This is a genomic window from Ignavibacteriota bacterium (genome assembly GCA_016708125.1).
Taxonomy (GTDB): Bacteria; Bacteroidota; Ignavibacteria; order Ignavibacteriales; family Melioribacteraceae.
The window spans coordinates 1577688-1603927 of the sequence record JADJGF010000001.1 but is presented as its reverse complement, the minus strand read 5'-3'; the positions used below and the strand labels follow the sequence as shown (position 1 = coordinate 1603927).

At 30.0% G+C, this 26240-nt stretch carries 21 protein-coding genes; 12 read left to right on the top strand and 9 right to left on the bottom strand.

The annotated features are described in order from the left end of the window. Positions 1-142: 142 nt before the first annotated feature. A complete protein-coding gene (locus IPH62_07245; GenBank protein ID MBK7105061.1) occupies positions 143-2788 on the top strand; it encodes a carbohydrate binding family 9 domain-containing protein in 2646 nt (881 codons plus the stop codon). Between the two features lie 31 nt (positions 2789-2819). Here IPH62_07245 and IPH62_07240 read toward each other — a convergent pair whose 3' ends face one another. The 4 genes from IPH62_07240 to IPH62_07225 form a co-directional block, all read right to left on the bottom strand. After that, the gene (locus tag IPH62_07240) at positions 2820-3986 is read right to left on the bottom strand and encodes a hypothetical protein (protein ID MBK7105060.1); all 1167 of its coding nucleotides are present in this window, start codon (positions 3984-3986) and stop codon (positions 2820-2822) included. Positions 3987-4001: 15 nt separating this feature from the next. Next, entirely contained in the window at positions 4002-5609 is a 1608-nt protein-coding gene (locus IPH62_07235; GenBank protein ID MBK7105059.1) for a M2 family metallopeptidase, read from the bottom strand. 102 nt (positions 5610-5711) lie between these two features. Continuing rightward, the gene (locus IPH62_07230) at positions 5712-6074 is read right to left on the bottom strand and encodes a co-chaperone GroES (protein ID MBK7105058.1); all 363 of its coding nucleotides are present in this window, start codon (positions 6072-6074) and stop codon (positions 5712-5714) included. Positions 6075-6132: 58 nt separating this feature from the next. Next, positions 6133-7074 carry a LysR family transcriptional regulator gene (locus IPH62_07225; protein ID MBK7105057.1) on the bottom strand — a complete coding sequence of 314 codons (942 nt, stop codon included), beginning with the start codon at positions 7072-7074 and terminating at the stop codon, positions 6133-6135. 91 nt (positions 7075-7165) lie between these two features. Here IPH62_07225 and IPH62_07220 point away from each other — a divergent pair, with 91 nt between their 5' ends. The 5 genes from IPH62_07220 (at position 7166) to IPH62_07200 (ending at position 12271) form a co-directional block, all read left to right on the top strand. After that, positions 7166-7552: a YbaN family protein gene (locus IPH62_07220; GenBank protein MBK7105056.1), complete on the top strand. Its 387-nt coding sequence runs from the start codon at positions 7166-7168 to the stop codon at positions 7550-7552. 17 nt (positions 7553-7569) lie between these two features. Beyond that, positions 7570-9081, top strand: coding sequence for a catalase (locus IPH62_07215; protein ID MBK7105055.1), 1512 nt, complete (start codon positions 7570-7572; stop codon positions 9079-9081). Positions 9082-9223: 142 nt separating this feature from the next. Next, a complete protein-coding gene (locus IPH62_07210; protein ID MBK7105054.1) occupies positions 9224-9817 on the top strand; it encodes a class I SAM-dependent methyltransferase in 594 nt (197 codons plus the stop codon). A gap of 225 nt (positions 9818-10042) precedes the next feature. Then, positions 10043-11761, top strand: a complete 1719-nt coding sequence (locus tag IPH62_07205; GenBank protein MBK7105053.1) for a dynamin family protein — start codon at positions 10043-10045, stop codon at positions 11759-11761. A gap of 6 nt (positions 11762-11767) precedes the next feature. Beyond that, positions 11768-12271 (top strand): hypothetical protein, encoded by a 504-nt coding sequence (locus tag IPH62_07200; protein ID MBK7105052.1) that lies wholly within the window; start codon positions 11768-11770, stop codon positions 12269-12271. On the opposite strand, the gene IPH62_07195 is transcribed toward IPH62_07200, so the two are convergent. The 5 genes from IPH62_07195 to rpmH all read right to left on the bottom strand — a co-directional run bounded on the left by IPH62_07195 (position 12249) and on the right by rpmH (position 17688). Further along, entirely contained in the window at positions 12249-14954 is a 2706-nt protein-coding gene (locus tag IPH62_07195) for a BamA/TamA family outer membrane protein (GenBank protein ID MBK7105051.1), read from the bottom strand. The genes IPH62_07200 and IPH62_07195 overlap by 23 nt on opposite strands. A gap of 100 nt (positions 14955-15054) precedes the next feature. Further along, complete coding sequence (gene yidC, locus IPH62_07190) at positions 15055-16905, bottom strand: membrane protein insertase YidC (protein MBK7105050.1); 1851 nt, start codon at positions 16903-16905, stop codon at positions 15055-15057. Positions 16906-16930: 25 nt separating this feature from the next. Continuing rightward, complete coding sequence (yidD, locus tag IPH62_07185; GenBank protein ID MBK7105049.1) at positions 16931-17137, bottom strand: membrane protein insertion efficiency factor YidD; 207 nt, start codon at positions 17135-17137, stop codon at positions 16931-16933. After that, positions 17130-17507 (bottom strand): ribonuclease P protein component, encoded by a 378-nt coding sequence (rnpA, locus tag IPH62_07180; GenBank protein ID MBK7105048.1) that lies wholly within the window; start codon positions 17505-17507, stop codon positions 17130-17132. Before rnpA ends, yidD begins: the two co-directional genes overlap by 8 nt. 34 nt (positions 17508-17541) lie before the next feature. Beyond that, positions 17542-17688, bottom strand: a complete 147-nt coding sequence (rpmH, locus tag IPH62_07175) for a 50S ribosomal protein L34 (GenBank protein MBK7105047.1) — start codon at positions 17686-17688, stop codon at positions 17542-17544. A 289-nt stretch (positions 17689-17977) separates the two neighbouring features. Here rpmH and dnaN point away from each other — a divergent pair, with 289 nt between their 5' ends. From dnaN to IPH62_07145, 6 genes are read left to right on the top strand one after another with little or no spacing between them, the layout of a single operon-like run. After that, on the top strand, positions 17978-19111 hold the full coding sequence (gene dnaN / locus IPH62_07170; GenBank protein ID MBK7105046.1) for a DNA polymerase III subunit beta: 1134 nt from the start codon (positions 17978-17980) through the stop codon (positions 19109-19111). Between the two features lie 2 nt (positions 19112-19113). Continuing rightward, entirely contained in the window at positions 19114-20223 is a 1110-nt protein-coding gene (recF, locus tag IPH62_07165; protein ID MBK7105045.1) for a DNA replication and repair protein RecF, read from the top strand. Continuing rightward, positions 20216-20497: a DUF721 domain-containing protein gene (locus IPH62_07160; GenBank protein ID MBK7105044.1), complete on the top strand. Its 282-nt coding sequence runs from the start codon at positions 20216-20218 to the stop codon at positions 20495-20497. Before recF ends, IPH62_07160 begins: the two co-directional genes overlap by 8 nt. Before the next feature lie 15 nt (positions 20498-20512). Then, positions 20513-22474, top strand: coding sequence for a DNA topoisomerase (ATP-hydrolyzing) subunit B (gyrB, locus tag IPH62_07155; GenBank protein ID MBK7105043.1), 1962 nt, complete (start codon positions 20513-20515; stop codon positions 22472-22474). Positions 22475-22500: 26 nt separating this feature from the next. Next, complete coding sequence (gene gyrA / locus IPH62_07150) at positions 22501-24984, top strand: DNA gyrase subunit A (GenBank protein ID MBK7105042.1); 2484 nt, start codon at positions 22501-22503, stop codon at positions 24982-24984. Positions 24985-24989: 5 nt separating this feature from the next. After that, a complete protein-coding gene (locus IPH62_07145) occupies positions 24990-26174 on the top strand; it encodes a PLP-dependent transferase (GenBank protein MBK7105041.1) in 1185 nt (394 codons plus the stop codon). Positions 26175-26240: the final 66 nt, after the last annotated feature.

The window sequence follows — 26240 nt, the reverse complement described above, 5'->3', positions numbered from 1 at the left end:
AAACGATGATTTTTTCATCAGCATTTATTTCTGCTTACAAATTTTTTATAAAATAAAATTTGACACAACTATTTTTCATTTCGCAAGTCTAAATACAATAAATCTAAATCAAATCCGTTTACACAATTAAAAAGGAAATTTTATGCTGAGATGTGTTTTACTTATTCTAACAATTTTTTTAATTTCGGTAAATACATTTTCGCAAAAATTACCTTCACAAAACGAAGTAAAAGCTTACAAAACTTCTGAAACAATAATTTTAGATGGTGAATTATTAGAAAATGTTTGGAAACAAAATCCAACCACATATTTAATTCAAAAAGAACCGCATGTAGGAAAACCGGCGACTCAAAAGTCAGAAATTCGTGTAGCATTCGATAACGAAAATTTATACGTGAGCGGTATGTTTTATGATACAAACCCCGATTCTATTGATAAAAGTTTGATGAGAAGAGATAATATGGTTCCTTCCGATTGGTTTTTTCTTTTTCTTGATCCATATAATGATGACCGAACCGGATATTATTTTGCCGTAAATCCCGGAGGTTCTATAAATGATGGAATTTTATTTAACGATAGCTGGGATGATAATACTTGGGATGGCATTTGGGAATCTAAAACAAAAGTTCATGAAAATGGTTGGACTGCCGAAATGAAAATTCCCTTTTCCCAATTAAGATTTAGTGAAAACGATAAAATGATTTGGGGAATTAATTTTAACCGCGATATAAAAAGAAACGGCGAAAATTCATTTTACATTATGGTTCCTCCAAGTGAAAGCGGATTTGTTTCCAAATTTGCAGATTTAGTTGGATTAGAAGGAATAAAGTTTAAACAGCGATTTGAAGTTTTGCCTTATATAGTGCAAAAAGCCCAATATCTAAAGCATGATTCAGGTGATCCATTTTATAAAGGGAATCAATATCAAACTTCTATTGGCGCAGACTTTAAAGTTGGAATTGGAAGTAACTTTAATGTGGATGCAACTGTAAATCCAGATTTTGGACAAGTTGAAGTTGATCCCGCAGTAATAAATCTTTCTGCATTCGAAACATATTTTCAAGAAAAGCGACCGTTTTTTATTGAAGGTCAAGATATGTTTTATTTTGGAATTGGCGGCGCAAACAATAATTGGGGATTTAATTTTGGAAGTCCGGAACTATTTTATTCGAGAAGAATTGGAAGAGCTCCGCAAGGGAATTTACCGGATTATGATTTTGTAAATTATCCAAAAGAAACAAGAATTTTAGGAGCTGCAAAATTAACCGGAAAGATTGATGAGAGCTGGTCACTTGGTGCAATTAATGCAATTACAGAAAGAACTTTTGCCACAATTTCTCTAAACGAAAAAAAATCAAATATTGAAGTTGAGCCATTTTCAAATTACGGAGTTTTACGTACACAAAAACAATTTAATGATAATCGTCAATCAATTGGTGCAATTTTTACATCGGTAAATAGAGATTTGGGAACTGCCGATCTTAAAACTTCATTAAGCAACCAAGCTTATACTTTTGGTCTAGATGGATGGACGTTTTTAGATTCCGCTAAACAATATGTAATTACAAGTTTTTTTGTTGGTTCTTATACAAGCGGTTCAAAAGAATATATGACTTTACTTCAAGAACAACCGTATAGATATTTTCAAAGACCCGATGCAGCTTATATGAAACTTGATTCAAACAAAACAAGTATTGCCGGTTATTATGGCAGAGTTATGCTGAATAAACAAGATGGAAACTTTTATATCAATACAGCATTGGGTGCAGTTTCTCCCGGTTTTGAAAATAGTGATTTAGGATTTCAATGGATGGCTGATAAAATTAACGGACATTTAGTTTTAGGTTATCGCTGGTTTGATCCCGATAATATTTTTAGAAGAAAATCTATTTACATGGCTCATTTTAGAGATTATGATTTTGAAGGAAATTTGCTGAACAATGGCATAATGCTTTATTCAACTTTACAGTTTTTAAATTACTATAATATTTTCGTTCAAGGATTTTACAATACTGAAGAATATTCAAGAAATTTAACTCGCGGTGGACCTTTAGCAAAAAATCCCGCACAAAAATCACTTTCTATTAATGCTTCAACTGATTCAAGAGAAAAAATAATTTTAGGATTAGAAACTTCATACTATGATGATGAATTTGGAAGCAATGCATTTGATATTGAATTAGAGTTAGAGTGGAAACCTATTACTCAGCTTAGCTTTAGCTTTGGTCCTAATTATTCTATAAATAAAGATAAGCGTCAATGGATTGGAAGTTTTGCAGATGTTAATGCAAATAATACATTTAATAATAGATATGTTTTCGGTGAACTAAATCAAAAAACAATTTCATCAAATATAAGATTTAATTGGACAATTACACCGCAAATGAGTTTTCAACTTTTCTTGCAGCCATTAATTTCTGTAGGGAATTATGATAATTTCAAAGAATTGGCAAAAACAAAATCTTTGGATTACAATAATTATTCGGAAATTGGTGAAGTAAATTATAATTCTGAAAATGATGAATATTCAATTGATCCAGATAAATCGGGATCTTCGGAACAATTTACTTTTAGTAACCCAAATTTTAATTTTAAATCAATTCGTGGAACTTTAGTTTTTCGTTGGGAAGTTTTCCCCGGTTCTATTTTCTATTTGGTTTGGTCTCAAGATAGAGATAATTACAACAATCCCGGCGATTTACAATTTGGAAGAGATTTCAGAAATTTAGTCTCGGCTGAATCAAATAATATCTTTCTTGCAAAGTTTTCTTACTGGTTGGATATTTAGAAAAATTAAAAGTCAAAAATAAAAAATCTTTTTATAAAAACTTTATTTTGAATTTTGAGAAATTCTTAAAAACTAAAAACAAAATTGCCATTAATACATTTACCACAATTGTAAAAATCATTGATAATTCTTTTGTCGGTAAAATTATTATTCCCCAAATGTGATAAAAGCTCGCAGTAAAAACTATTACAAAATAAATTGCAATAAAAAATAGTTTAAATTTTCTCTCTTCAGTTTCATGGAAAACTATTTTTAATAAATCGAAAAGGAATAAAAAATAAACTAAACTTAACGGAGCCATTAATCTTTCGGGTTCACCAAAAAATGAAAGTGCCATCACAGTTATAGAAAAAATTAAAAAGTAAAAATGTTTTCTGAAAAACAAAATAGTTTCTCTAAAGAAAATAATTGGAATTAATCCAAATGGTGTGAACGGAACTATAAATCTTTTAATCAACAAAATTGGCTTCGAAAAATAAATAACTTGTGTTGTATATTGAACATACAAACTTTCTCCGCCTTTTGAAAATATTATCATTCTAATTAAAACATATATCAGTATTGAACTTAAACTTAGAAAAAAATAAATAATATAATTTTTTGCAGATGTTTTTTCTAAATATAAATAAGCAAATCCCGCCGGAAGAAAAAGTAAAACATATTCTTTTATCAAAACACTAATTGGAAAAATTAGAAAAAGTAAAATCCAATTTTTACGTTTCAGTAAAAGAAAACTTAAGAATAAAATTCCAAGCGAAATAACATCTCCAACTTGAAAATAATTCCAAGTATTGTATAGAAAGAAATATCTATTAAGCTGAAATGTTAGTGTGAGAAAAAATGATAATTTTACTCCAACATTATTATCCAACAAAAATATGAAAACGGAAAATGCTAAAAATATTAGTGCAATATGATTTAGTAAAACAAAATTATTTACTGTTGAAAAAGGTAAAATTCCGGCAAACCAAGGAATAACAATTCTGTAAACAAATGGGCGAATAACATCTTGAGTAATTTGCGGCGAAACTTCCGCCATTGCTATGTATTTATTAAAATCTGAATTTGAGTATAATGGATTTGAGTAATCAATTTTATTTGTTAAAAGAATCAGAAATTCAGTTACAAGAAATATTGTAATTAAATATTTCCGGTTTTGTTTAACGAGTTTTGAAATTGGAATAATATTTTCTTTCAATTTAAAACCAATAAATCAATTTGCAAATTGCTTAATCCAATAATTCGGATTTAATTCTTCTCCGGTTGAATGCTTGATAAGCTTATCCCACTTGAATAAAGCTCCGTATGAGAAAAATAAATTAATTAAATATTCTCCGACTTCCTTTTTGCCAACGAATGAAATTTTTTCAGATGAATTATTTTTTAAAACTTTTTCCTTAATGTAGAAATAAAGCTGCGATGCTAATAATTCTCCAAGCATATAATTTTGATAATATACCGGATATAGTGCAATGTGAATTTTTGAAGCCCAGTCTGGTTCATTTCTGTTTTCCGGTTTTTTCAAACCTTGATATTTTTCTGCTAAACTCCACCATAGAGAATTTAAATCTTGATCCGGATTTTCAAATAAAGCTTTTTCAAATCTGTAAATAACTTGTACCCAGCGCGAAAAAATTATTTGCTCAAGTTGAAGTGTTTTAAAACTCTTTTCGGAAATTTTATTTTTTTCTTCTTTACTAATACCAATCATTTCTTCAAGCCAATTTGGATTGGGTGCAAATCTTCCGAATAACATTGCAATTGCTTCCGTTGTAAAAATATGCGCATGTTCACGTAAAACCCACGGTAATTTTGGACTTACATATTTATCATAAACTGCGTGACCAAATTCATGAAGCATTGTTGACATCCATTTATAATTTGGTTTGATATTACACAAAACTCTTACATCACCTTCTTTATCTATTTGCGTGCAATATGCATGCTGATATTTTCCTTCCTTTTCATACAAATCACTTTTTGCAAGCATATCTTTAATATTCAAACCAATTCCGGTATAATATTCATCGGTTAGTTTTTCAATATTTTTGTCTTCAAAATATTTATCGAAATCAACATCATAAATACTTGGTCCTTGCTGAAAAAATTTATCTTGATAATGCCAAGGCATTAATTTTTCTTTTTCAATTTGATAATGATTTGATAAATAAATATCTATTTCATTTTTAATTTCCAAAAATTTTGGTCGTGTCAATTCATCAAGTTCATTAAAAAGATTATCTAAAAATTCCGGTTCAAGTTCGTTCAGCCTCAAACTCATTTCATGATAATTTTTATAACCTAAATTTTGTGCGGCTTCATTTCGTAATTTTACTAAATCAATTACATCATTACTAACCATTTTACCAATCTGCTTGCTTGCCTTCCAAATTTCTTCAAGCTCAATTATATTTTTAGACTTTTCTAAAATTTTATCAATTTCATTGTCAGTAAATTTCTTTCCATTTACTTCTGCTCTGTATGTTGCAAAAGTTTTTTCAATCTTATTTGATAATGAAATTGTTTTTGCAATAAGATTTTCATCAATCTGGTAGCTAGCATAAGTGTTATATAGAATTTCAATTTCTCTCTGATTTACCGAATCAAAATTTTGAATTGAATTCTTAAACTTTTTTAATTTTTCAAAATCCTCTTTATTTGAAAATATTTTTTTTAGTTTTAATTCAAGTTCGGCAGTTTTTTCATAATCCTCCGGTTTGCCGGAAATTGTAGCATTGAAATTTGAGAGACTCAATTCTTTGCTTAGATTTACAACTTTATTTTCAAATGATTGTACGAATTCTAAAAATTCTTTTTCCATTTTTATCCAATAGCCTCAACCTTTAGCTTGAGGATTATTATTAAAAAATCGCAAACTAAAGTTTGCGACTACAAAAATATTGCGTTGAGAATTGGCTGAATGTTAATTAAACAAATCTTCTTCTCTCATTAATAGAAGAATTGCCGATTGTGGAACGATAACAAGTTTCTGTTTATCAAGTTCAATATCAATTGCTTCCTTGCGAACAAAAATTGCAAAGTCGCCTTCTTTCGCTTGCAAGGGAATATATTTTGTATCTTTATTTTTTTTCCAAGGTTCATCTTCGTCAATTGCAGAAGCAACCGGATAACCCGGACCGGCTTTAATTATATATCCGCCTTGAACTTTTTCTTTTTCTTTAACTCCGGGCGGAAGATAAAGTCCGCTGTTAGTTTTTTCTAAATCATCTTCTGGCTTAATTAAAACACGGTCGCCCACAATTATTATTTTTTTTGTATCAATCATTTTTCATCTTATTTTAAAATTTATTTTCAAAAATAGCAAAGTTTGTATTCTATAAAAACTAACTAACAATTAAACTATTATCTTTTTTTAACATTGGTTTTGGAATTACAGAAATTATTTCAGATTCTAATGCATCAATAAGTTGTTTTTTTAAATGTGCACGATGATAAATTATATTCACTATTCTTTTGGGAACCGGCGATTTAAATTCCCTTACAAAATGAATTTTATCTGATTTATTTAATTCCAACGTTGCAAGAAACGGAAGTAAAGTCATTCCGAAATTATTATCGACAAGTTTCATTAAAGTATCTAAAGTGCCGCCTTCAAAACTAAGCTGATTTAAACTTCCAGTCTTTTTTCTCTCAATTGTATTACATACTTGTATTACATGATCTCGCAAACAATGTCCTTCTTTTAAAAGCCAAACGTCTTCAACATTTAAATATTTTGCATTTATTTTTTTCTCGTTATAGAATTTGTGATTTGGTGAAACGTAAGCCACAAAAGGCTCGTAATACAATTGCTTTTCAATAAGTTCTTTTCTAAAACTTGGCGATGCAATAATTGCAGTGTCTAATTCATCTTTTACTAATTTCTGTATTATTTGATCTGTTTGAAGTTCGTCAAAAATTAATTCTACTTTTGGATATTTATTTATGAAGTTTACAAGAAATAACGGAATAAGATACGGAGCAATTGTTGGAATTATTCCAATTTTAAATTTTCCGCTTAATTCACTTTTTTCTTGATCGACTAAATCCAAAATCCGTTCGTGCTCTTTGAGTACAATTCGTGCTTGCTCAATTATTTTTTTACCAATCTCTGTTGCTTCAACCGGCTGTTTACTTCTATCAAAAATTATTGCGCCTAATTCTTCTTCTAATTTTTTAATCTGCATACTAAGCGTTGGTTGAGTAACATAGCAATGATTAGCGGCAGTTGCAAAATTCTTGTAATTATCTATTGCAATAATGTATGAATATTGGGTTAATGTCATTATAAATTTTATTTATGATAATATCAAAAATATCAATTTGATTTATAACTTATCAAGGAATAAGTTGAATATTATAAAATTTATTTAATAAATGAAGAAAGTAATTTTCAAAATATTAGGAATCTTCTTTGTAGCAATTGGAGTGATAGGAATTTTCATTCCATTGTTGCCAACAACTGTTTTCTTACTTATTGCTTCGTATTTCTTTTTAAAAGGCTCACCAGAGTTAAATACTTGGCTATTGCAAAATAAATATTTGGGTATATATCTTAGGAACTACAAAGAAAAAAACGGTGTTCCGCTAATTGCAAAAATTAGTTCAATGTCATTATTGTGGATTTCAATTTTATACACAATTTTTTTTCTGATCCAAAACGTTTACTTACAAATTTTTCTTTTACTCGTGGCAATAAGTGTTTCAATACATATTCTATCAATGAAGACTTTTAAATTACAATCAAAAACAAATGATATTTAATTAAAACGGAGAACAAAATGAACGAAAAAAAATTAACAACCGCACACGGACAACCGATTGGTGATAATCAAAATTCTTTAACTGCGGGGAAACGCGGACCATTATTAATGCAAGATTATCAGCTTCTTGAAAAAATGGCAACATTCAATCGTGAACGAGTTCCCGAAAGAGTTGTTCATGCAAAAGGTTCCGGTGCATTCGGAACATTAACAATTACAAATGATATTACAAAATATTCTAAAGCAAAAGTTTTTTCGGAAGTTGGAAAGAAAACAGATTTATTAATTAGATTTTCAACAGTTGCCGGAGAACATGGCGCAGCTGATGCAGAACGCGATGTTAGAGGTTTTGCAATTAAATTTTATACCGAAGAAGGAAATTGGGATATGGTCGGAAACAATACGCCGGTTTTCTTTATTCGCGATCCGTATAAATTTGGCGATTTCATTCATACTCAAAAAAGAGATCCCAAAACTAATATAAGATCAAATACTGCAATGTGGGATTTCTGGTCACTCTCGCCGGAAAGTTTGCACCAAGTTACAATATTATTTAGCGATCGAGGTTTGCCGCAAAGCTTTAGATTTGTTAACGGCTATGGAAGTCATACTTACAGTTTTATTAATTACAACAACGAAAGATTTTGGGTTAAGTTTCATTTTAAAACTGTACAAGGAATTAAAACTTGGACTAATAAAGAATCTGCAGAAGTAATTGGCAAAGATAGAGAAAGTTCACAACGCGATTTGTTCAATGCAATTGAAAAAGGTGATTTTCCAAAATGGAATTTCAAAATTCAAGTGATGACAGAAGCGCAAGCAGAAACTTATCATATAAATCCATTTGATTTAACAAAAGTTTGGCAGCACGGTGATTTTCCATTGATTGATGTTGGCGTAATTGAGTTAAATAAAAATCCGGAAAATTATTTTGCCGAAATTGAGCAAGCTTCATTTGAGCCATCCAATATTGTTTCGGGAATTAGTTTCTCTCCGGATAAAATGCTTCAAGCAAGAATTATGTCATATGCAGATGCTCATCGATACAGAATTGGAGTTAACTACGCATCGCTTCCGGTTAATAAACCAAAATCTGAAGTTAATAATTATCACAGAGATGGAAATATGAGATTTGACGGAAATAATGGCGGAGCCGTAAATTATGAACCAAACAGTATGGGCGGACCAAAACAAAATTCGGCTTACAATGAACCGGCATTAAAAATTTCTGGAGATGCATATAGATTTGATCATAGAGAAGATGAAGATTATTTTTCGCAGCCGGGAAAACTTTTTAATTTGATGAATGCTGATCAGAAAAATCAACTTTTTAATAATATTAAATGTGCAATGGATGGAGTTCCGGAAAGAGTTAAAGTTCGCCAGCTTGCGCATTTTTATAATGCAGATTCTGAATACGGAAAAGGAGTTGCAAAAGCTCTTGGTATGGAAAATATTGATTTGGAAAAATGGTCATCAAAAACATTTACAGATTTAGTAGAAAGTACAACTGAAGAAAATTATAAATAATTCAATCATATTTTTGAATTAAAAATTTTTTTTTCTTTCAATAATTTAATAAACCCCAAATGTTCTTGGGGTTTTTGTTTATATAAAAAAATTCATCCTTAGGAAAATAATTTTTTCACAAATTTATTAGCTAAATTTAAGCATGAAAGAAAAATGGAATAATAGATATAGTTCGGAAGAATATTATTTCGGTAAAGAACCGAATGAGTTCTTTAAAGATGAAATTAAAAAATTAACTCCCGGAAATGCTTTATTTATTGGCGATGGCGAAGGACGAAATTCGGTTTATGCGGCAAAGCTTGGCTGGAATGTTGATTGTTTAGATATAAGTGAAAACGGCAAAGAAAAAGCTGAAAATTTAGCGAAAGAAAATAATGTAAAAATTAATTACAAAATTGCAGATGCAATTGAATTTAATTATCCCGAAGAAACTTACGATGCAATTTTTGTTATTTACTTTCATGTTGATGAAGAACTGAGAGAAAATTTTGATAATCAAATTATTAATTCTCTAAAACAAAACGGTGTTGTAATAATTTTAGTTTATGAAAAAGATCATCTTAAACTAAATACAAACGGACCTTCCTCATTAAATCTACTTTATTCGCTTGATGAAATTGTTGAAAATTTTATTGATCTGGATTTTGAAATTCTGAAAAAGGAAAAAATCTCTCGCGTTAAAAATGGAATTCCTCAAGAAGCAATTGTAATTAAGTTTGTCGGAAGAAAAATATAATTAGATAAAGTCCATTTCAATTAATTTTTTAAACATTAATAATTAGAAAACAGAACACTGATGTCACTGAGTTATAATGATTTTTACAAATTTAAAATTCCAAAATAATTTGTGTTTCTTCTTTTTTCCTTATTTCAAACATTATATTAAAATTAAAATTTTAGATTAAAATCATTTTTTCATTTCTTATATTTCATCAATAATTTACTTCAATTTGAGTAGCCAATGCAAACACAATTGATTAATGAGAATTTCAATATTTACAAATACAAATTAATTGATTTCTTAAAAGAACTTCATCAGTTTACTATTGATGCCGGAAATTCGGATTTCCAAAAAATTATAAGCGATTTAAGATCAAACATTAATGAACCATTTTTATTTGTGGTTGTTGGTGAAGTTAAATCCGGAAAAAGTAGTTTTATAAATGCATTATTAAATGATAACATTTGTAAAGTTGATGCTGCGCCTTGCACAGATGTTGTGCAAAAGTTAGAATATTCGGAAACGAAAAACGAAACTCAACTAAGTGAGTTTTATAAAAGAATCGGAGTTCCTTCAGAAATATTAAAAACAATTGCAATAGTTGATACACCGGGAACAAATACAATAATAAAAAATCATCAAGAAATTACGCAAAAATTTGTGCCCAACAGCGATTTGGTTTTATTCGTATTTCCCGCAAAAAATCCTCACACACAAACTGCGTGGGACTTACTTGATTATGTAAGTGAAGAATGGAAAAAACGCGTTGTGTTTATTTTGCAGCAAGCTGATTTAGCAAGACCGGATGAACTTTCTACAAATATTGAAAAAGTAAAAGAATATGCAATTCAAAGAGGAATAACTTCGCCGATAGTTTTTACTACTTCTGCAATTTTAGAAATAGAAGGAAAAGAAAATTCCGGCTTTCCGGAAATTAGAGATTTTATTCACAACACAATTACTGGAGGAAAACATTTAAAGTTAAAACTTCAATCAATTTTGGAAACTTCCGATCAAGTAATTATAAAAACCAATTCAAGTTTAGATCAGCTAAAATTAACTTTGGAAAAAGATTTATCATTTGCAGTAAAAATTAAATTGAGATTAGAAACCGGCGAAAAACATTCAACATATGAAATTAAAAGTTTGGTAGATAGATTAGTTGCAAATTACGATCGCGTTTCCAATGAAGTTAAAGAAGAATTTGAAGAAGGATTGTCGGTATTTTCATTATTCAAAAGAACATTTGGAGCAATATTTAATAAAGAAAGTTCAATTAACAATTGGATAAAAGAGCTTCAGAAAAGATTTGAAAATAAATTACATTCTTCGTTTGAAGAAATTGCCGATGACGGAGCTAAACATTTTCTTAGCGGAATAAGACAATTATTACAAACATTAATTGATGAATTAAATTTCAAAGAGCAGCAAAGAATTAATAGAGATGAACTTTATGTAAAAATTGGCGAAGAACGTCTTCATGTTATTCAAGATGTAAAAAATAAAGTTAGTGATTTGATGTCCAATGATTCTTTTACAACTTTCTTAAATTCGAATCCTTCAAATATTGCCCCAACGGCAATGGGCGGCGGATTGCTTGCAATTGTTGGCGCAATTATTTTATCAACAACTCAAGTTGCGTTTATGGATATTACCGGTGGAATTTTAACTGGTGCCGGTTTAATAATTGCCGGCGGAGTTTTAATTTTTAAGAAATCAAAAATTGTTAAAGAATTTAAAGAAGGTTTAAATTCCGGAAAATCAAAATTTGAAAATGAGTTAAGCAGAAAATTAAATTCAAAATTAAGTCTCATATATGAAGATATAAATCGTACTTTTATTCCGTTTTACGAATACACCGAAAGTGAAAAGAAACGGCTTGATCCACTGTTTGAAAAAATAAAATTGGTTAAAGAAAATTTTATAAAATTGAAGAATGATGTGAATTCGAATTGGTAATCATAGATGAAAGAATTAAATTTTCAGCCGGCAAAAACGAAAGAAGATTTTCGAGAAAATTATAAATTACACGATTTAGCAGAATATCACGGAAAAAATTTGTTTACTCAATGGGGAATTAAATTTGAAGAATTTGGAAATGACAGGCGATATGAAAAAGTTTGGGAAAAAGGTGAAGATAAGCCGGATATTATTGCAGATTATAATGGAATTAAATTTTTAATTGATTGGAAAAGTAAAACACAAACCAGTTATTGGCTTAATAAACGCGCAGCAGAATCCTATAAAAAATGGAGTGCTAAGTTAAATCTTGAAGTTGTAATTTGCTTTTTTATTTTTGATAAAAATTATTATCTGACTGAAAGAAAATTTGCAGTTCTTTCAAAACATAAATATGAACTTTTAGGCGACAAAGCTTGGGATAAAAATGAAGTTGTGGGATTTAATGAATTACCAGTTCTTAACAAATTTAATTTATTAAATAATTTCAATAATAATATCCAATTGTAAAATAAAACATAAATGGTCCACGACTAAGAATTCTTTCCGGCGAAGTATCTTTCAAATATAAACTTCTTCCAACCGAAAAATCTGCCGGTCCAATCGGTGTATCTAAAGAAAGAGATAAACCTAATCCATGTTTTAAATCATTAAACTGAATTTGTTCTTGTTTATTCCATGATGAACCTAAATCATATCTTAATTTTAAGTATGTATCAACATAAATTTGAATTGGTAATTTATATCTGTATTCAAGAGATGAAATAAAAATTTGTCTTCCTCTAAATTCATATTCTCTATAACCGAAAAAATTTTTCTGTCCGCCAAAATCAAATTGCTGACTTAGCGGAAGCGTTTCATCCGCAAATCCAAATATAAATCTTGGTTTAATTGTATGATTATTAATTGAAACATATCCCGAATAATCAAAATTAAATTTTGCAAAACTTATGTCTCCGCCAAGAATTTTTTGTGCGGTTTCATAAAAAGTATTTATATATAATCCTTTTGTTGGGAAAGGATATTTATTTTGAGAATCTATTTGCAATCTTAATTTAAGACTCGAAATATCAATTTTATAAGTTTGATCGGAAGAAATTGACGTAACACTTTTTATTTCATCAACTTGATATTTTCCTTCTGCGGTAAGAGTTCCTAATTTTTTTAGATGCGCGCCAACTCCAACAAATCCGCCAAAAAATATTTGCCTATATTCCCCAACTTCTGATCTACTAAATTTATATCTGTTTTCAATATCATCATCTGCGTAAACTTTTACATCATTAAAATTATAAAATACTTGGGCTTTGTAAGTAAGATATGTGTTAAAAATTCTATTTGTTTTATGCTCAATTAAAAATGATCTATTTCTAATTCCACCCGATAAAGAAAAGCCAAGTTCGGATCCGGTTCCAAATAAATTTTCATTTCTTAAATCAACAGCAAATTGCGTAAAATTTTCGTTATCAATTCTTAAACCCAATCGTAAAACATTTGGCAACTTTTCTTGAAGTTCAATTTTAATTTTTTTCCCCAATCCATTGTTAACGAAACTTAATTTAACATTATCAAAAAGATCGGTTGCGGAAATATTTTCAAGTCCTTCATCAAGATTTTTTTTTAGTAAAAAATCACCAACATCAGAAGCAAATTCTCTTGTAACTACTGAGTTTAAAGTTGTTTCGTTTCCTTCAACTTCAATTTCTGTAATTTGTCCTTCGTTAATTGTAACATATAATTTTTCCAAATCGGAACTAAAATAAATCAAGTCAATTGTGGCAAGGACAAATCCCAATTTTCTATACTGCTTTATTAATTCTAAAGAAGAATTTACAATTTCATCGGCGGAATATGGTTTATTTAAAATATTATCAAAATGTTTGAGCGCGTTTTCTACGGGAATTTGTGTTATGCCAATTAATTCAAAATTTTTTATTTTGGAATTTATTTGATAATTAATATTTATTACTGTTGAAGAATCCGTAACATTTGAAACTGCGGAAAGATTATTATAAATTCCTCTTTCTTGAAATTTATAAAGATCGCATAAAATATCAGTTTTGCTAAATGAATTAGCTTCTTTATATTTTTCAAAAATTTCTTTTTCTAAAATATTAGGATCTTCCGGAAGCGAAATGTTATGGAAATATTTTTCATCTTTAGATAGTTTTTGTCTGAATATTTTTGTCAATTCATTCTTTGTGCTCAATAACAAATATTTTGCGGAATCGAAACCGGAATTAATAATTTCATCGAGGTTTTCAAAATTATCATTTTTTCTATCTTTAAGATTTTGTTTGATGAGAATATTTGCTTTGGAAATGTTTTCTTCCCAAATTATTCTTGATGGAATTGTAACCAATTGATCTGCAATTTCCCAAGGATATTCCAACTCGTTTTTATTTCTTAAAGAACTTGTTGCGTCGGAAGCAATAATAAAATCGGGATTTAATTCTTCTGCTGTTTTTATCGGAAGATTATCAACCAATCCGCCGTCAACTAAAATTAGAGAATCTCTTTTTACGGGTGGAAGTAAAAATGAAACGCTTGAGCTTGCGCGCATTGCTTCACTTAGCAATCCATTATTTATTACTGTTCTTTTTCCGCTTACTAAATCCGTACAAACAGCTCTAAATTTGTAAAGTAAATTATCAAAAGAATCCGAATGATTTATTGGAGCATTAATTGTTAAACTTGTTAAAAAGTTGCTTATTTTTTTTCCGGTATTTATGGAAGTAGGAATTGAAGGCTTAAATCCGTTAAGCCTTACAGTAAGCAGTGATTTATCTTCCGTAATTTTTTGATCGACAAATAAATTTCTTCTGTCTGCATCAATTAAAGAAAAAAATTCATCCCAATTTGTAACTTTTACAATTGAATCCATTTCTTCAATAGTGTATCCAGCAGAATAAAGTCCGCCGATAACGCTTCCCATACTTGTTCCAATAATTTGATCTATTGGAATTTCTAATTCTTTTAATGCACGCAGAACTCCAATATGGGAAAGTGCTCTTGATCCGCCGCCGCTTAAAACTAAGCTAACTTCCGGTTTGTCTTGCGGAACAAGTTTTGTAATTCCGAATGGTAATTTTTTTTCTTTAAGGAAAAGCTTTAATTCTAATGTTTCTTGAGGAAACACAAATGTAGGAAAAAATAAAAAAAGTAAAATCAGCTTATGGAGTAAAGCCTTCATGAAGTAATTTTATAATTTCCTAAATAATTTAATTTTATGAAAATTCTTTTAAAATATTCTTTTACTAAGTATTGAGCATAAAAAAAATATCAAATCTATTTTACTTTTTCTTACCAATTTGTTTGTGAGACTTTTGCTGTTGCTCAGCAGCTTCCATCATTCTTTGCATAAATCCGGCTTTCTTTTTAGGATTTTCAACTGGCACTAACTCTTCACCATGTTGATGATTGATATAATATTGCTGCGCAATTGAAAGTAAATTAAACATAAAATAATATAAGTTCAATCCAGAAGATAATGGCATAAATATAAATATCATCATTACCGGCATCATATAAACCATTGCTTTTTGTGCTGGATCTTTTACGGTCATTTTTTGTGAGAAAAACATTGTTATTCCAAGAAGCGGTGCCAATCCGGTAATAATATCAATTCCGAATAAAGGAATTTTAAATGGCAATTTATAAATAACATCCGGTGATGAAAGATTTGTTATCCACCATAAAAATGGCTCATGTCTTAATTCAATTGCAACATTAAAAAATGTATAAAGAGCAAATAAAATTGGCATTTGCAATAACATTGGCAAACATCCGCCAGCTGGATTTATTCCATAAGTGGAATATAATTTCATCGTTTCTTTCTGCACTTTTTGTTGATCATCTTTATACTTTTCTTTCAACTCAGCAATTTTGGGCTGAAGCTGAGACATTTTTTTCATCGATTTAAAACTTTGTTTTGTAAGCGGAGATAAACCGATTTTAAGAATAATTGTAAATACAATAATCACCCAGCCGTAATTTGGAATAAATTTATGCAAGAAAACAAACAGCGGATGTAAAATATATTCTGATATTGGTCGGGTTATAAATGATAATCCAAAGAAACTTCCAAAATCATACATTGCTTGATAATTGTTATTTTTAGATTTTAAAATTTCATAATCAAGCGGACCAATATATAATCTAAAATTATCTTTTTGAACTTTTTGATTGTTAAACGGAATTCTTAAACTTGCGGAATAATATTCTCTATTTCCAAGTTGATTTAAAACATGTTCACCTTTAAAATCTGCACCGCCTTCATTACTTGGATTTTGCGGAGCTAAAATTATTGTGAAATATTTATTCTTAATTCCAAGCCAATCAATTTTTCCGTTCATTACCTTTTCAACCGGTTCATCAACTGAGCTTGCATCAATAACAACTTTTTCGTCTGCCGTAAAAGCAGCCGCGCTTGAAAAATTTGCTTCATCAACAGAATTTTGTTCAACAAAATTAATTCCGTTTGACCATTCCAAATCATATCTGTAACTGCTAATTACGTCTTCAAGATTATTAAGAATTATTTGAACTTTTGAATTGTAATCATTTCCGTAAAAAGTAAATTGTTTGGTTAAACTTTTATTTCCTTCAATATTAAAAGTTAGATTGAGAGATAATGAATCACCATCTTTTATTCTGTAATATGATTCATTTTTATCAGATTCGAATTCTAAATTTTTAGAATTTATCAGCTGACCTTCTTTTGTAACAAATACAATATTAAAATCACCACCGTCTTTATTGTAATTTATAAGTTGAACATATGAATTATAAAAATCGTTTGAATCAACTTCATTGTGGTACCAAGTTTTGTAATTTTTCAAGTAGAACTTTTTTAACCTTCCGCCTTTTGATGTAAGTTCCAATAAAGCTAAATCAGTTTCAATAGTAATAACTTTTTCTTGTAGAATTGGTTTATTAAAATTTGAAGGAGGAATTAATTTTTCATTTTCTTTGGCTTCGGTAAGCTTTGTATCTTCTAACTCAACACTATCCTTTTGTGTAACAACATTAGTGCTATCTGCTTTTTGAGGTTGATTTACCGGCGGCTGCGGAGAATTTAGATATAACCAAAAAACTAAAATAACTCCAATTAAAATAAATGCTATTGTTGACTGTTTATCCATAAAATTTGTACCAAATATTTATAAATTAAGCGGGATCATAGCCGCCTTTATTAAACGGATTACATCTTAAAATTCGCCAAATTGCTTTAGCTCCGCCTTTGAAAACACCATATTTATTAAATGAATCAATCGCATAATTTGAGCAGCTTGGGTAAAATCTGCAAGAAGGCGGAAACATTGGAGAAATTATTTTTTGATAAAACTTAATTAAATATATAAATGCGTTACTCATGTTTTTCTAATTTTGTTTTTACTTTTTGCAAAAGTTCAACTAAATCATCAATAATATAATTTTGATTTAAAATCTTGTTCTGTTTTTGATTTATAGTTTTAGGTGAGAATATTAAATAGAGCAAAAAATTATTAACCACACAGTATTCTGCAAATTCTAACTTACTAATTCTATAAGCAGCCCTCAGAACTCTTTTAAATCTATTTCTCCAAACTGCATTTCCAAACTTCTTAGAAACTACAAAAGCAGCTTTAATACCACTTTCATTAACGCTGCTTTCAAAATAGTAATTAACTTTTAATTTATTTTGTGCTGAATTTAGAAGTTTTCCCTTTAAGTAAACTTTTTGAAAATCTTTTTTTGTCTTAATCTTTCTTTTTTAGAAAAAGAATACTTCTTCAAAACTAAAATTCATCACTTACTGTTAATTTTTTTCTGCCTTTAGCTCTTCTGCTTGCAAGAACTTTTCTTCCGTTTTTAGATGCCATTCTTGCTCTAAAACCATGCTTATTTTTTCGTTTTCTATTACTCGGCTGATATGTTCTTTTCATCTTTTTATTACCTCTAAATTACAAAGAACACAAAGTTAAATAAATTCAGATAAATAAACAATTTTTTTAAAATCATACAAATATTCTTAACTAATTGTTATTTAACACCTTAACTTATATTTGTATTTGCTTTTCAATAAAGCTTTTGATTGTTTTACTCAATTCACATCAAAAATTATCAATAAAAATTAAACATTTAGCTTATTTTACTTAAAGTGAAATAATTGTAAATTATGCATAAACTTGGTATATTTCCATATTAAAAAACTTTTCAAATTTGAGGAATTTTATGGAGTTTAAGGTAAATAGTAAAGAATTGGAAAAACTGCTCTCTAAAATTATTCCGGCAGTGCCAACCAGAACACCAATGCCGATTTTAGAAAATTTTCTTTTCGAAATTAAAGACGGGCAGCTTACGGTTTACGCAACTGATCTTGAAATTTCATTAAAATCATCACTAAAAATTGTTGCTGATGAAAATGCAAAATTACTTTTACCCGCTAAACTTTTATATGATGTTATAAAATCTCTAAATGATACTACTATCCGTTTTGAAATTTTATCAAACGGAAAAGTAAATTTATTAACTGATCAAGGAAAATATAATTTAAGTTATTTGAGTCATGACGAATTTCCGGAAATTCCGGATTTTCCAAATGATACTTTGGATAAAGAAGAACTTAATGAAATTTCGATGAACGGTAGTGATTTAAGATTTGCATTTGAAAAAACTTCATTTGCAATGAGCAAAGAAGAAATGCGCCCGGCAATGATGGGAACTCTGTTTCAATTTACTGAAGAAGGATTAAGATTTGTTACAACAGACGGTCACCGACTTGTAAATTTACTTTACAAGAATGTTAAAATTCCAATTGATTCCCAATATGTTTTACCGGAAAGAGCTGTTTCTGTACTTCTTAAAATTTTAGATGAAAAAGATGTAAAAGTTTATTTCAGCAAAAGTCATATGTCGTTTAAGCTAAACGAATATGAATTAATTTCAAGATTGATTAAGCAAAAATATCCGGATTATTCAAGTGTAATTCCTTTGGAAAATGAATTTGCTTTAGAAATTGAAACTAAAGAATTGCATAACGTAATTAAAAGAATGATGTTGTTTTCAACATCAAATACAAGACGTGTAAAATTTTCAATCAAAGAAAATAATTTGGAAGTTTCTGCGGAAGATTTGGATTTAGGTGCTTCCGGAACCGAAAATATTTTATGCAAATATAAAGGTGAAAATCTTGAAATCGGATTTAATTCATCATACGTAAATGATGTTTTAAATCATCTTGGCTCAGAAAAGAAAATTAATTTCAAACTTCACTCGGCAACAAAAGCCGTAATTATTTTACCGATTGACGAAAAAGAAAATTATGAGCTTATGATGCTGCTTATGCCGGTTCGCTTAAACAATTAATTATGATTTTGAAATCTATTGAATTAAAAAATTTTAGATTACACACGCATACGAATTTAGAATTTTCAAATAACCTCAACTTTGTTGTTGGTGGTAACGGACAAGGAAAAACATCATTATTAGAAGCAATTTATTATTTGTGCACAACTAAAAACTTAAATCAAAATTCTGATATTGATGCGCTAAATTTTAATAAAAACTTTTTTGAAATTAATGGAATTTTTTCTGAGTATTCTACAAATAAAGTAAGAATATTTTTTGATGAATCCGTTAAAAAGAAAAATGTTTTTTTAGATGATAAACAAGTTTACAGAGCGGCTTCACTTATAGGGAAATTTCCAGTTGTTGCTTTATTGCAATCTGATCATGCAATTACGCAAGGAGCTCCATCTGAAAGAAGGAGGTTTGTAGATTCAATTATAGCTCAATCAAGCGAAACATATTTAAAGCTCTTACTTGATTATAATAAAATACTTCGTAACAGATCCGCTTTGCTTTCAAAAATCAAAGAATTTAACTCGCCGGAATTATTTGACCAGTTAGATGCATGGACTTTTTCGTTAGTTAAAATCGGTTCTGAAGTTATTAAACATCGTATGACTTTCCTTAATGAGTTCAATGAGTATATTCAAAAACCATATGAATTTATTATGGGCAAAAAGGAGTTTCCTGAAATAAAATACGTTTCATTTTCATCTGAGATTGAGAACACAGAAAATTTATTTCAATCAAAAATAAATGAATTAAAAAATGAGGAATTTAAAAAAGCGAGAAATTTGGTTGGACCTCACATTGATGATTTTGATTTTTTTATTGATGGGCTTGAATTAAAAAAATTTGGTTCGCAAGGTCAGCATAAAACTTTTCAAATTGCATTAAGATTTAGTCAGTTTTTTTATTTAAAAGATAAACTAAAAATTACTCCAATATTTCTAATGGATGATGTATTTGGCGAGCTTGATTCGTTCAGAGCAGAAAAAATTAGCAGTTATTTAAAAAGCATTGGACAAGCTTTTATTACAATGACAGATTTTTCCAAATTGGAAAATTTAAATGTTACAAAAGATGATATTGTAATAAGTGTAAACAACGGAGAAGCTGTTTATGCTTAATTCATTTAGAAGCATAACTGAAATAATAAATAACGAAAGTGCTTTTGAAAAATTCAGAAAATCTGCAAAGGAAAATGAAGTTGTTGATAAATTCTATTTAATATTTCCCGAATTAAAAAAAACAGTTTCGGTAAAAAGTGTAAAAAAACAAATTCTTTTTTTAACTGCAGAAAATTCAGTTTTAAAAAACGAACTTTTTCTAAACAGAAAATTAATTGTTGAAAAAATAAATAATTACTTCAAAGAAAAAATTATAATTGATATAAAATTTTAATAAATAGGATTATCCGTGACAAAAGAAACAGCACAAAAAAACTATACTGCAAGTAATATTAATGTTTTAAAAGGTCTTGAAGCAGTTAGAAAAAGACCCGCAATGTATATTGGCGATATTGGCGTAAGAGGTTTGCATCATTTAGTAAATGAAGTTGTTGATAATAGTATTGATGAAGCTTTAGCCGGTTACAACGATACAATTGTAGTTATCATAAATAAAGACGGAAGTGTAACTGTTGAAGATTATGGACGTGGAATTCCCGTTGATATTCATCCAATAGAAAAAATATCTGCTTTGGAAGTTGTTATGACAGTTCTCCATGCCGGTGGAAAATTTGATAAAGACAGTTATAAGGTTTCCGGTGGATTGCATGGAGTTGGTGTTTCTGTTGTAAATGCGCTTTCAGAATGGCTAAAAGTTGAAGTGCGACGAGATGGAAAAATTTATTTTCAAGAGTATAAAAGAGGCATTCCAAAAGCTGATGTTAAAGAAATTGGAAAGAGTACTAAAAAGGAATCTGGAACAAAAGTAACATTTATGCCGGATCATGAAATTTTCAAATCCACAAAATTCCAGTTTGAAATTCTTACTGAAAGAATGAAAGAATTGGCATTCCTAAATAAAAATGTTACAATAAAAATTACAGATGAAGTTGAAAAAGAGGAAGAAACATATCATTACAAAGGCGGAATTATTGAGTTTGTAAAATATCTTGATGAAACCAGAGAGCCTCTTCACAAAACAGTTTATATTGAAGGCGAAAAAGATAATACTCCCGTTGAAATAGCTTTTGAGTATAGCGATGCTTATTCTGATAACATTCACACTTATGTAAATAACATCAATACCCACGAAGGCGGAACGCATCTTGTTGGATTTAAAACAGCACTCACAAGAACATTCAACAATTATGCAACAAAAAATAAACTCATTAAAGAAAATAGTAAAGTTACTTTAACCGGTGATGATTTTAGAGAAGGATTAACAGCTGTAATTTCCATAAAAGTTATGGAACCGCAATTTGAAGGACAAACAAAAACCAAACTTGGAAATAGTGAAGTTAAATCAATTGTTGAATCAATTGTTGGAGAAAAACTTGCTGATTATCTTGAAGAAAATCCCGCTGTTGGAAGAAAAATAATTGATAAATGTTTACGGGCTGCGGAAGCACGCGAAGCTGCAAGAAAAGCAAGAGATTTAGTAAGAAGAAAAAGTGCCTTGGATTCAATGCATCTGCCGGGAAAACTTGCTGATTGCTCAATTAAAGATCCCGAACATTGTGAAATATATATTGTTGAGGGAGATTCTGCGGGCGGTTCTGCTAAACAAGGAAGAGATAGAAGGTTTCAGGCAATTCTTCCAATTAAAGGAAAAATTCTAAATGTTGAAAAAGCGAAAATTAATAAAGTTCTTGAAAACGATGAAATAAAAACCATGGTTACTGCAATTGGCGCCGGAATCGGAGCCGACTTCAATACAGAAAAAGCTAGATATGGCAAAATTATTATTATGACGGATGCCGATGTTGATGGAAGTCATATTAGAACTCTTTTACTAACATTCTTTTATCGACAAATGAAAGATTTAATTACATCCGGACATGTGTATATTGCGCAGCCGCCGCTTTATAAAATCAAAAAAGGAAAAGAAGAAATTTATGCTTATGATGATCAAGAAAGAGATAAAATTTTAGCAAGGATGGGAAACGGATCTTCAAAAAATGTTGAGAATGAAGAAAGCGATAGCAATTTACCAAAGGGTGTAAATATCTCAAGATATAAAGGTTTGGGAGAAATGAATCCGGAACAATTATGGTCAACAACAATGAATCCTGAAACAAGAACAATATTACAAGTAAACTTGGAAAGTGCCGCAGCTGCCGATAAAATATTTGAAACTCTAATGGGCGATGTTGTTGAACCAAGAAGAGCTTTTATAGAGAAACATGCAAAATATGCAAATTTAGATATATAATTTTTTAACAAAATAAGTGTTGAAACATGACTACAATTTTTGAAAAAGTTTTACCCGTTGCTTTAGAAGATGAAATGAAATCGTCTTACATAGATTACGCAATGTCTGTAATTGTTGCCAGAGCATTGCCTGATGTTAGAGATGGATTAAAGCCCGTTCACAGAAGAGTTTTATTTGGAATGCACGAATTAGGTGTGGCGTATAATAAACCGTATAAAAAATCTGCGAGAATAGTTGGAGAAGTTCTTGGTAAATATCATCCGCATGGAGATTCTGCAGTTTACTTAAGTATGGTGAGAATGGTACAAGAATTTTCTCTTCGCTATCCGCTGGTAGATGGACAAGGAAATTTTGGGTCAATCGATGGTGATTCCCCCGCAGCAATGCGTTACACCGAAGCACGTTTGGCAAGAATATCCGAAGAGATATTAAAAGATCTTGATAAAAACACAGTTGAATTTACATCAAACTTTGATGAATCTTTGCAAGAGCCAACGGTAATGCCGTCTTATTTGCCAAACCTTTTAATAAATGGTGCTAGCGGAATTGCAGTTGGTATGGCAACAAATATTCCTCCACACAACTTAACTGAAGTTGTTGATGGTTTAATTGCAATGATTGAAAAACCGGCAATTACAAATGAAGAATTAATTAAATATGTAACTGCTCCGGATTTTCCAACGGGCGGAATAATTTTTGGCTATGAAGGTGTTAGAGATGCTTATACAACCGGCAGAGGAAAAATTATTATTCGTGCAAAAGCTAATGTTGAAACCCACAAGAATGAAAGAGAAAGTATAATTATTACTGAACTTCCATATCAAGTGAATAAAGCAAATCTAATAGAAAAAATTGCTGAATTAGTTAGAGATGATAAAATTAGCGATATCTCAAATATTCGTGATGAGTCCGATAGAGATGGAATGAGAGTTGTAATTGAAACAAAAAGAGGCTCCCAGCCGGATGTAATTATTAATCAGCTTTTTAAGCACACGCAAATGCAAGTTACTTTCGGCGTGATAATGCTTGCTTTGGTTAATGGCGCTCCAAAGGTTTTAACATTACGCGAAACCATGGAACATTTCTTAGCTCACCGAATGAATGTATTGATTAGAAGAACTCAATATGAATTAGATGCCGCAGAAAGAAGAGCTCATATTTTAGAAGGCTACATAATTGCTTTAGATAATATTGATGAAGTTATTGAAACTATTAAAAAGTCTAAAGATGTCGAAACCGCAAAAAATAATTTGATTAAAAAATTCAAATTAAGTGAAATCCAAGCAAAAGCCATACTGGATATGCGTTTGCAAAGATTAACCGGACTTGAAAGAAAGAAAATTGAAGATGAATATAAAGAAACAATTAAATTGATTGAAAAACTTCAGGGAATTCTTGAAAGCGAAAGAAAAAGAAATACAATTATTAAAGAAGAGTTGCTTGCAATTAAAGAAAGATATGGCGATAAACGAAGAACAGAAATAATTAAAGATTTTAAAGAATTTTCTCTTGAAGATATTATTGCCGAAGAAGATGTCGTTGTTACAATATCCCACTCCGGATTTATAAAAAGATTTCCAGTTAGCGGTTATAGAAAGCAAGGTCGCGGCGGAAGAGGTGTTACCGGTGCCGGTACAAAAGACGAAGATTTTATTGAGCATATGTTTATTGCATCAACTCATCATTATATTATGTTCTTTACAGATCAAGGAAAGTGTTATTGGAAAAAAGTTCATGAAGTACCGGAAGGCGGCAGAGCTTCACGCGGAAGATCTTTGCAAAATTTAGTTGAAAAAGAAAAAGATGAAAAAATAACTGCATTCGTTACTGTTAAAGATTTCGCTGAAGATAAATTTGTGGTAATGGCAACAAAACACGGAACTGTTAAAAAGACTGTTCTTTCTGCTTATGCAAATGTTCGCAAAGGCGGAATAAATGCAATAAACGTATTAAAAGGTGATGAATTAATTGAAGTGAAATTAACTGATGGTAATAATGATTTAGTAATCGGTACAAAGAAAGGTTTGGCAATTCGTTTTAATGAATCCGATGTTAGAGATATGGGAAGAACCGCAACCGGAGTAAGAGGAATTAGATTGGGTGCCGGTGATCAAGTAATCGGTGTAATAGTTGTTCGTACAAATACTTCTCTATTAGTTGTAACCGATAAGGGATTTGGAAAAAGAAGCAATATTGACGATTATAGAATTACAAAACGCGGCGGAAAAGGAATTATTACAGTACGAACCGGCGAAAAAACCGGAAATCTAATTTCTATTAAGGAAGTTAACGATAATGATGAGTTAGTAATAATTACTAATGGCGGAATGGTAATTAGACAAGCTGTTAAAAATTTACGAGTGATGGGTAGAGCCACGCAAGGTGTAAAATTAATTAATTTAAAAGATGGTGATATAATTGCAGATGTAGCAAGAGTTGTTAGTGAAGAAGTTGATGAAACCGAAGAACAAACAAACGAACAAACTGAATTAGACAATATCGAAGAGTAAATATTTTGAGCAAAAATAAAAATTTACATATTGAATCAAAATGCGTTCATGCCGGAATAAAAGAATATGAACACGGACCGGTAGTTCCACCAATTTATCAAACATCAACATTTAAATTTGAATCTGCGGATCATGGCGGATCTTTATTTGCTGGTGAACAAAAAGGATACATCTATACTCGCATGCTTAATCCAACAATTGAAGCAATGGAAGACGCCGTTGCCGAGCTTGAAGGCGGTTATAAAGCTTTGGGTTGTGCAAGCGGAATGGCGGCAATAAATACTGTGTTTACAGCTTTATTAAAAACCGGCGATCATGTTGTATGTTCCAAATCAGTTTATGGTCCAACATCAACTTTGCTTGCAACGGTTTTCAGCAAATTTAATGTTGAAGTTACATTTGTAAATACTTCAGATATTTCCAAAGTTGAAAATGCAATAAAATCAAACACGAAAATTATTTATATAGAAACTCCCGGAAACCCAACTTTAGAAGTTACAGATCTTGAAGCAGTTTCAAAAATTGCTCAAGAAAATAATGCATTGGTTGTTGTTGATAACACTTTTATGAGTCCCGTATTGCAGCAGCCGTTTCAATTTGGAGTTGATATTGTTTTACATAGTATGACAAAATTTTTAAATGGTCACGCTGATGTAGTTGCAGGAATAATTATTGTTAAAGATGAAGATACATATAAACATTTTAGAAAAATACTGAATCAAGTTGGCGGAGTTATTGATCCATTTAATTCTTTTCTAGTACATCGCGGATTAAAAACTCTTTCTATTAGAATGCAAAAACATTCTGAGAATGCTATTAAAATTGCAGAATTTTTAGAAAATCATCCTAAAGTTGAATGGGTGAGATTTCCAGGATTAAAATCTTTTCCAAATTATGAAGTTGCACAAAAGCAGCACAAAGCTCCGGGTGGTATGATTTCGTTTGAACTTAAGGGCGGAATTGAATCCGGAAAAATATTAATGAATTCTGTAAAACTTTGCCAGCTTGCTGTTAGCTTAGGCGGAGTTGAAACTTTGATTCAACACCCGGCAAGTATGACGCATTTAACAATGGGAAAAGAAGCAAGAGAATCTGCCGGAATAACTGACGGATTAGTAAGACTTTCTGTTGGGATTGAAAATGCTGATGATATTATAAATGATATTTCTCAAGCATTAGAACATATATAAAAAAATCCCACCGAATTGATGGGATTAATTTTGCCACTAATTCACGAATTTATTTTTTACTTTTCA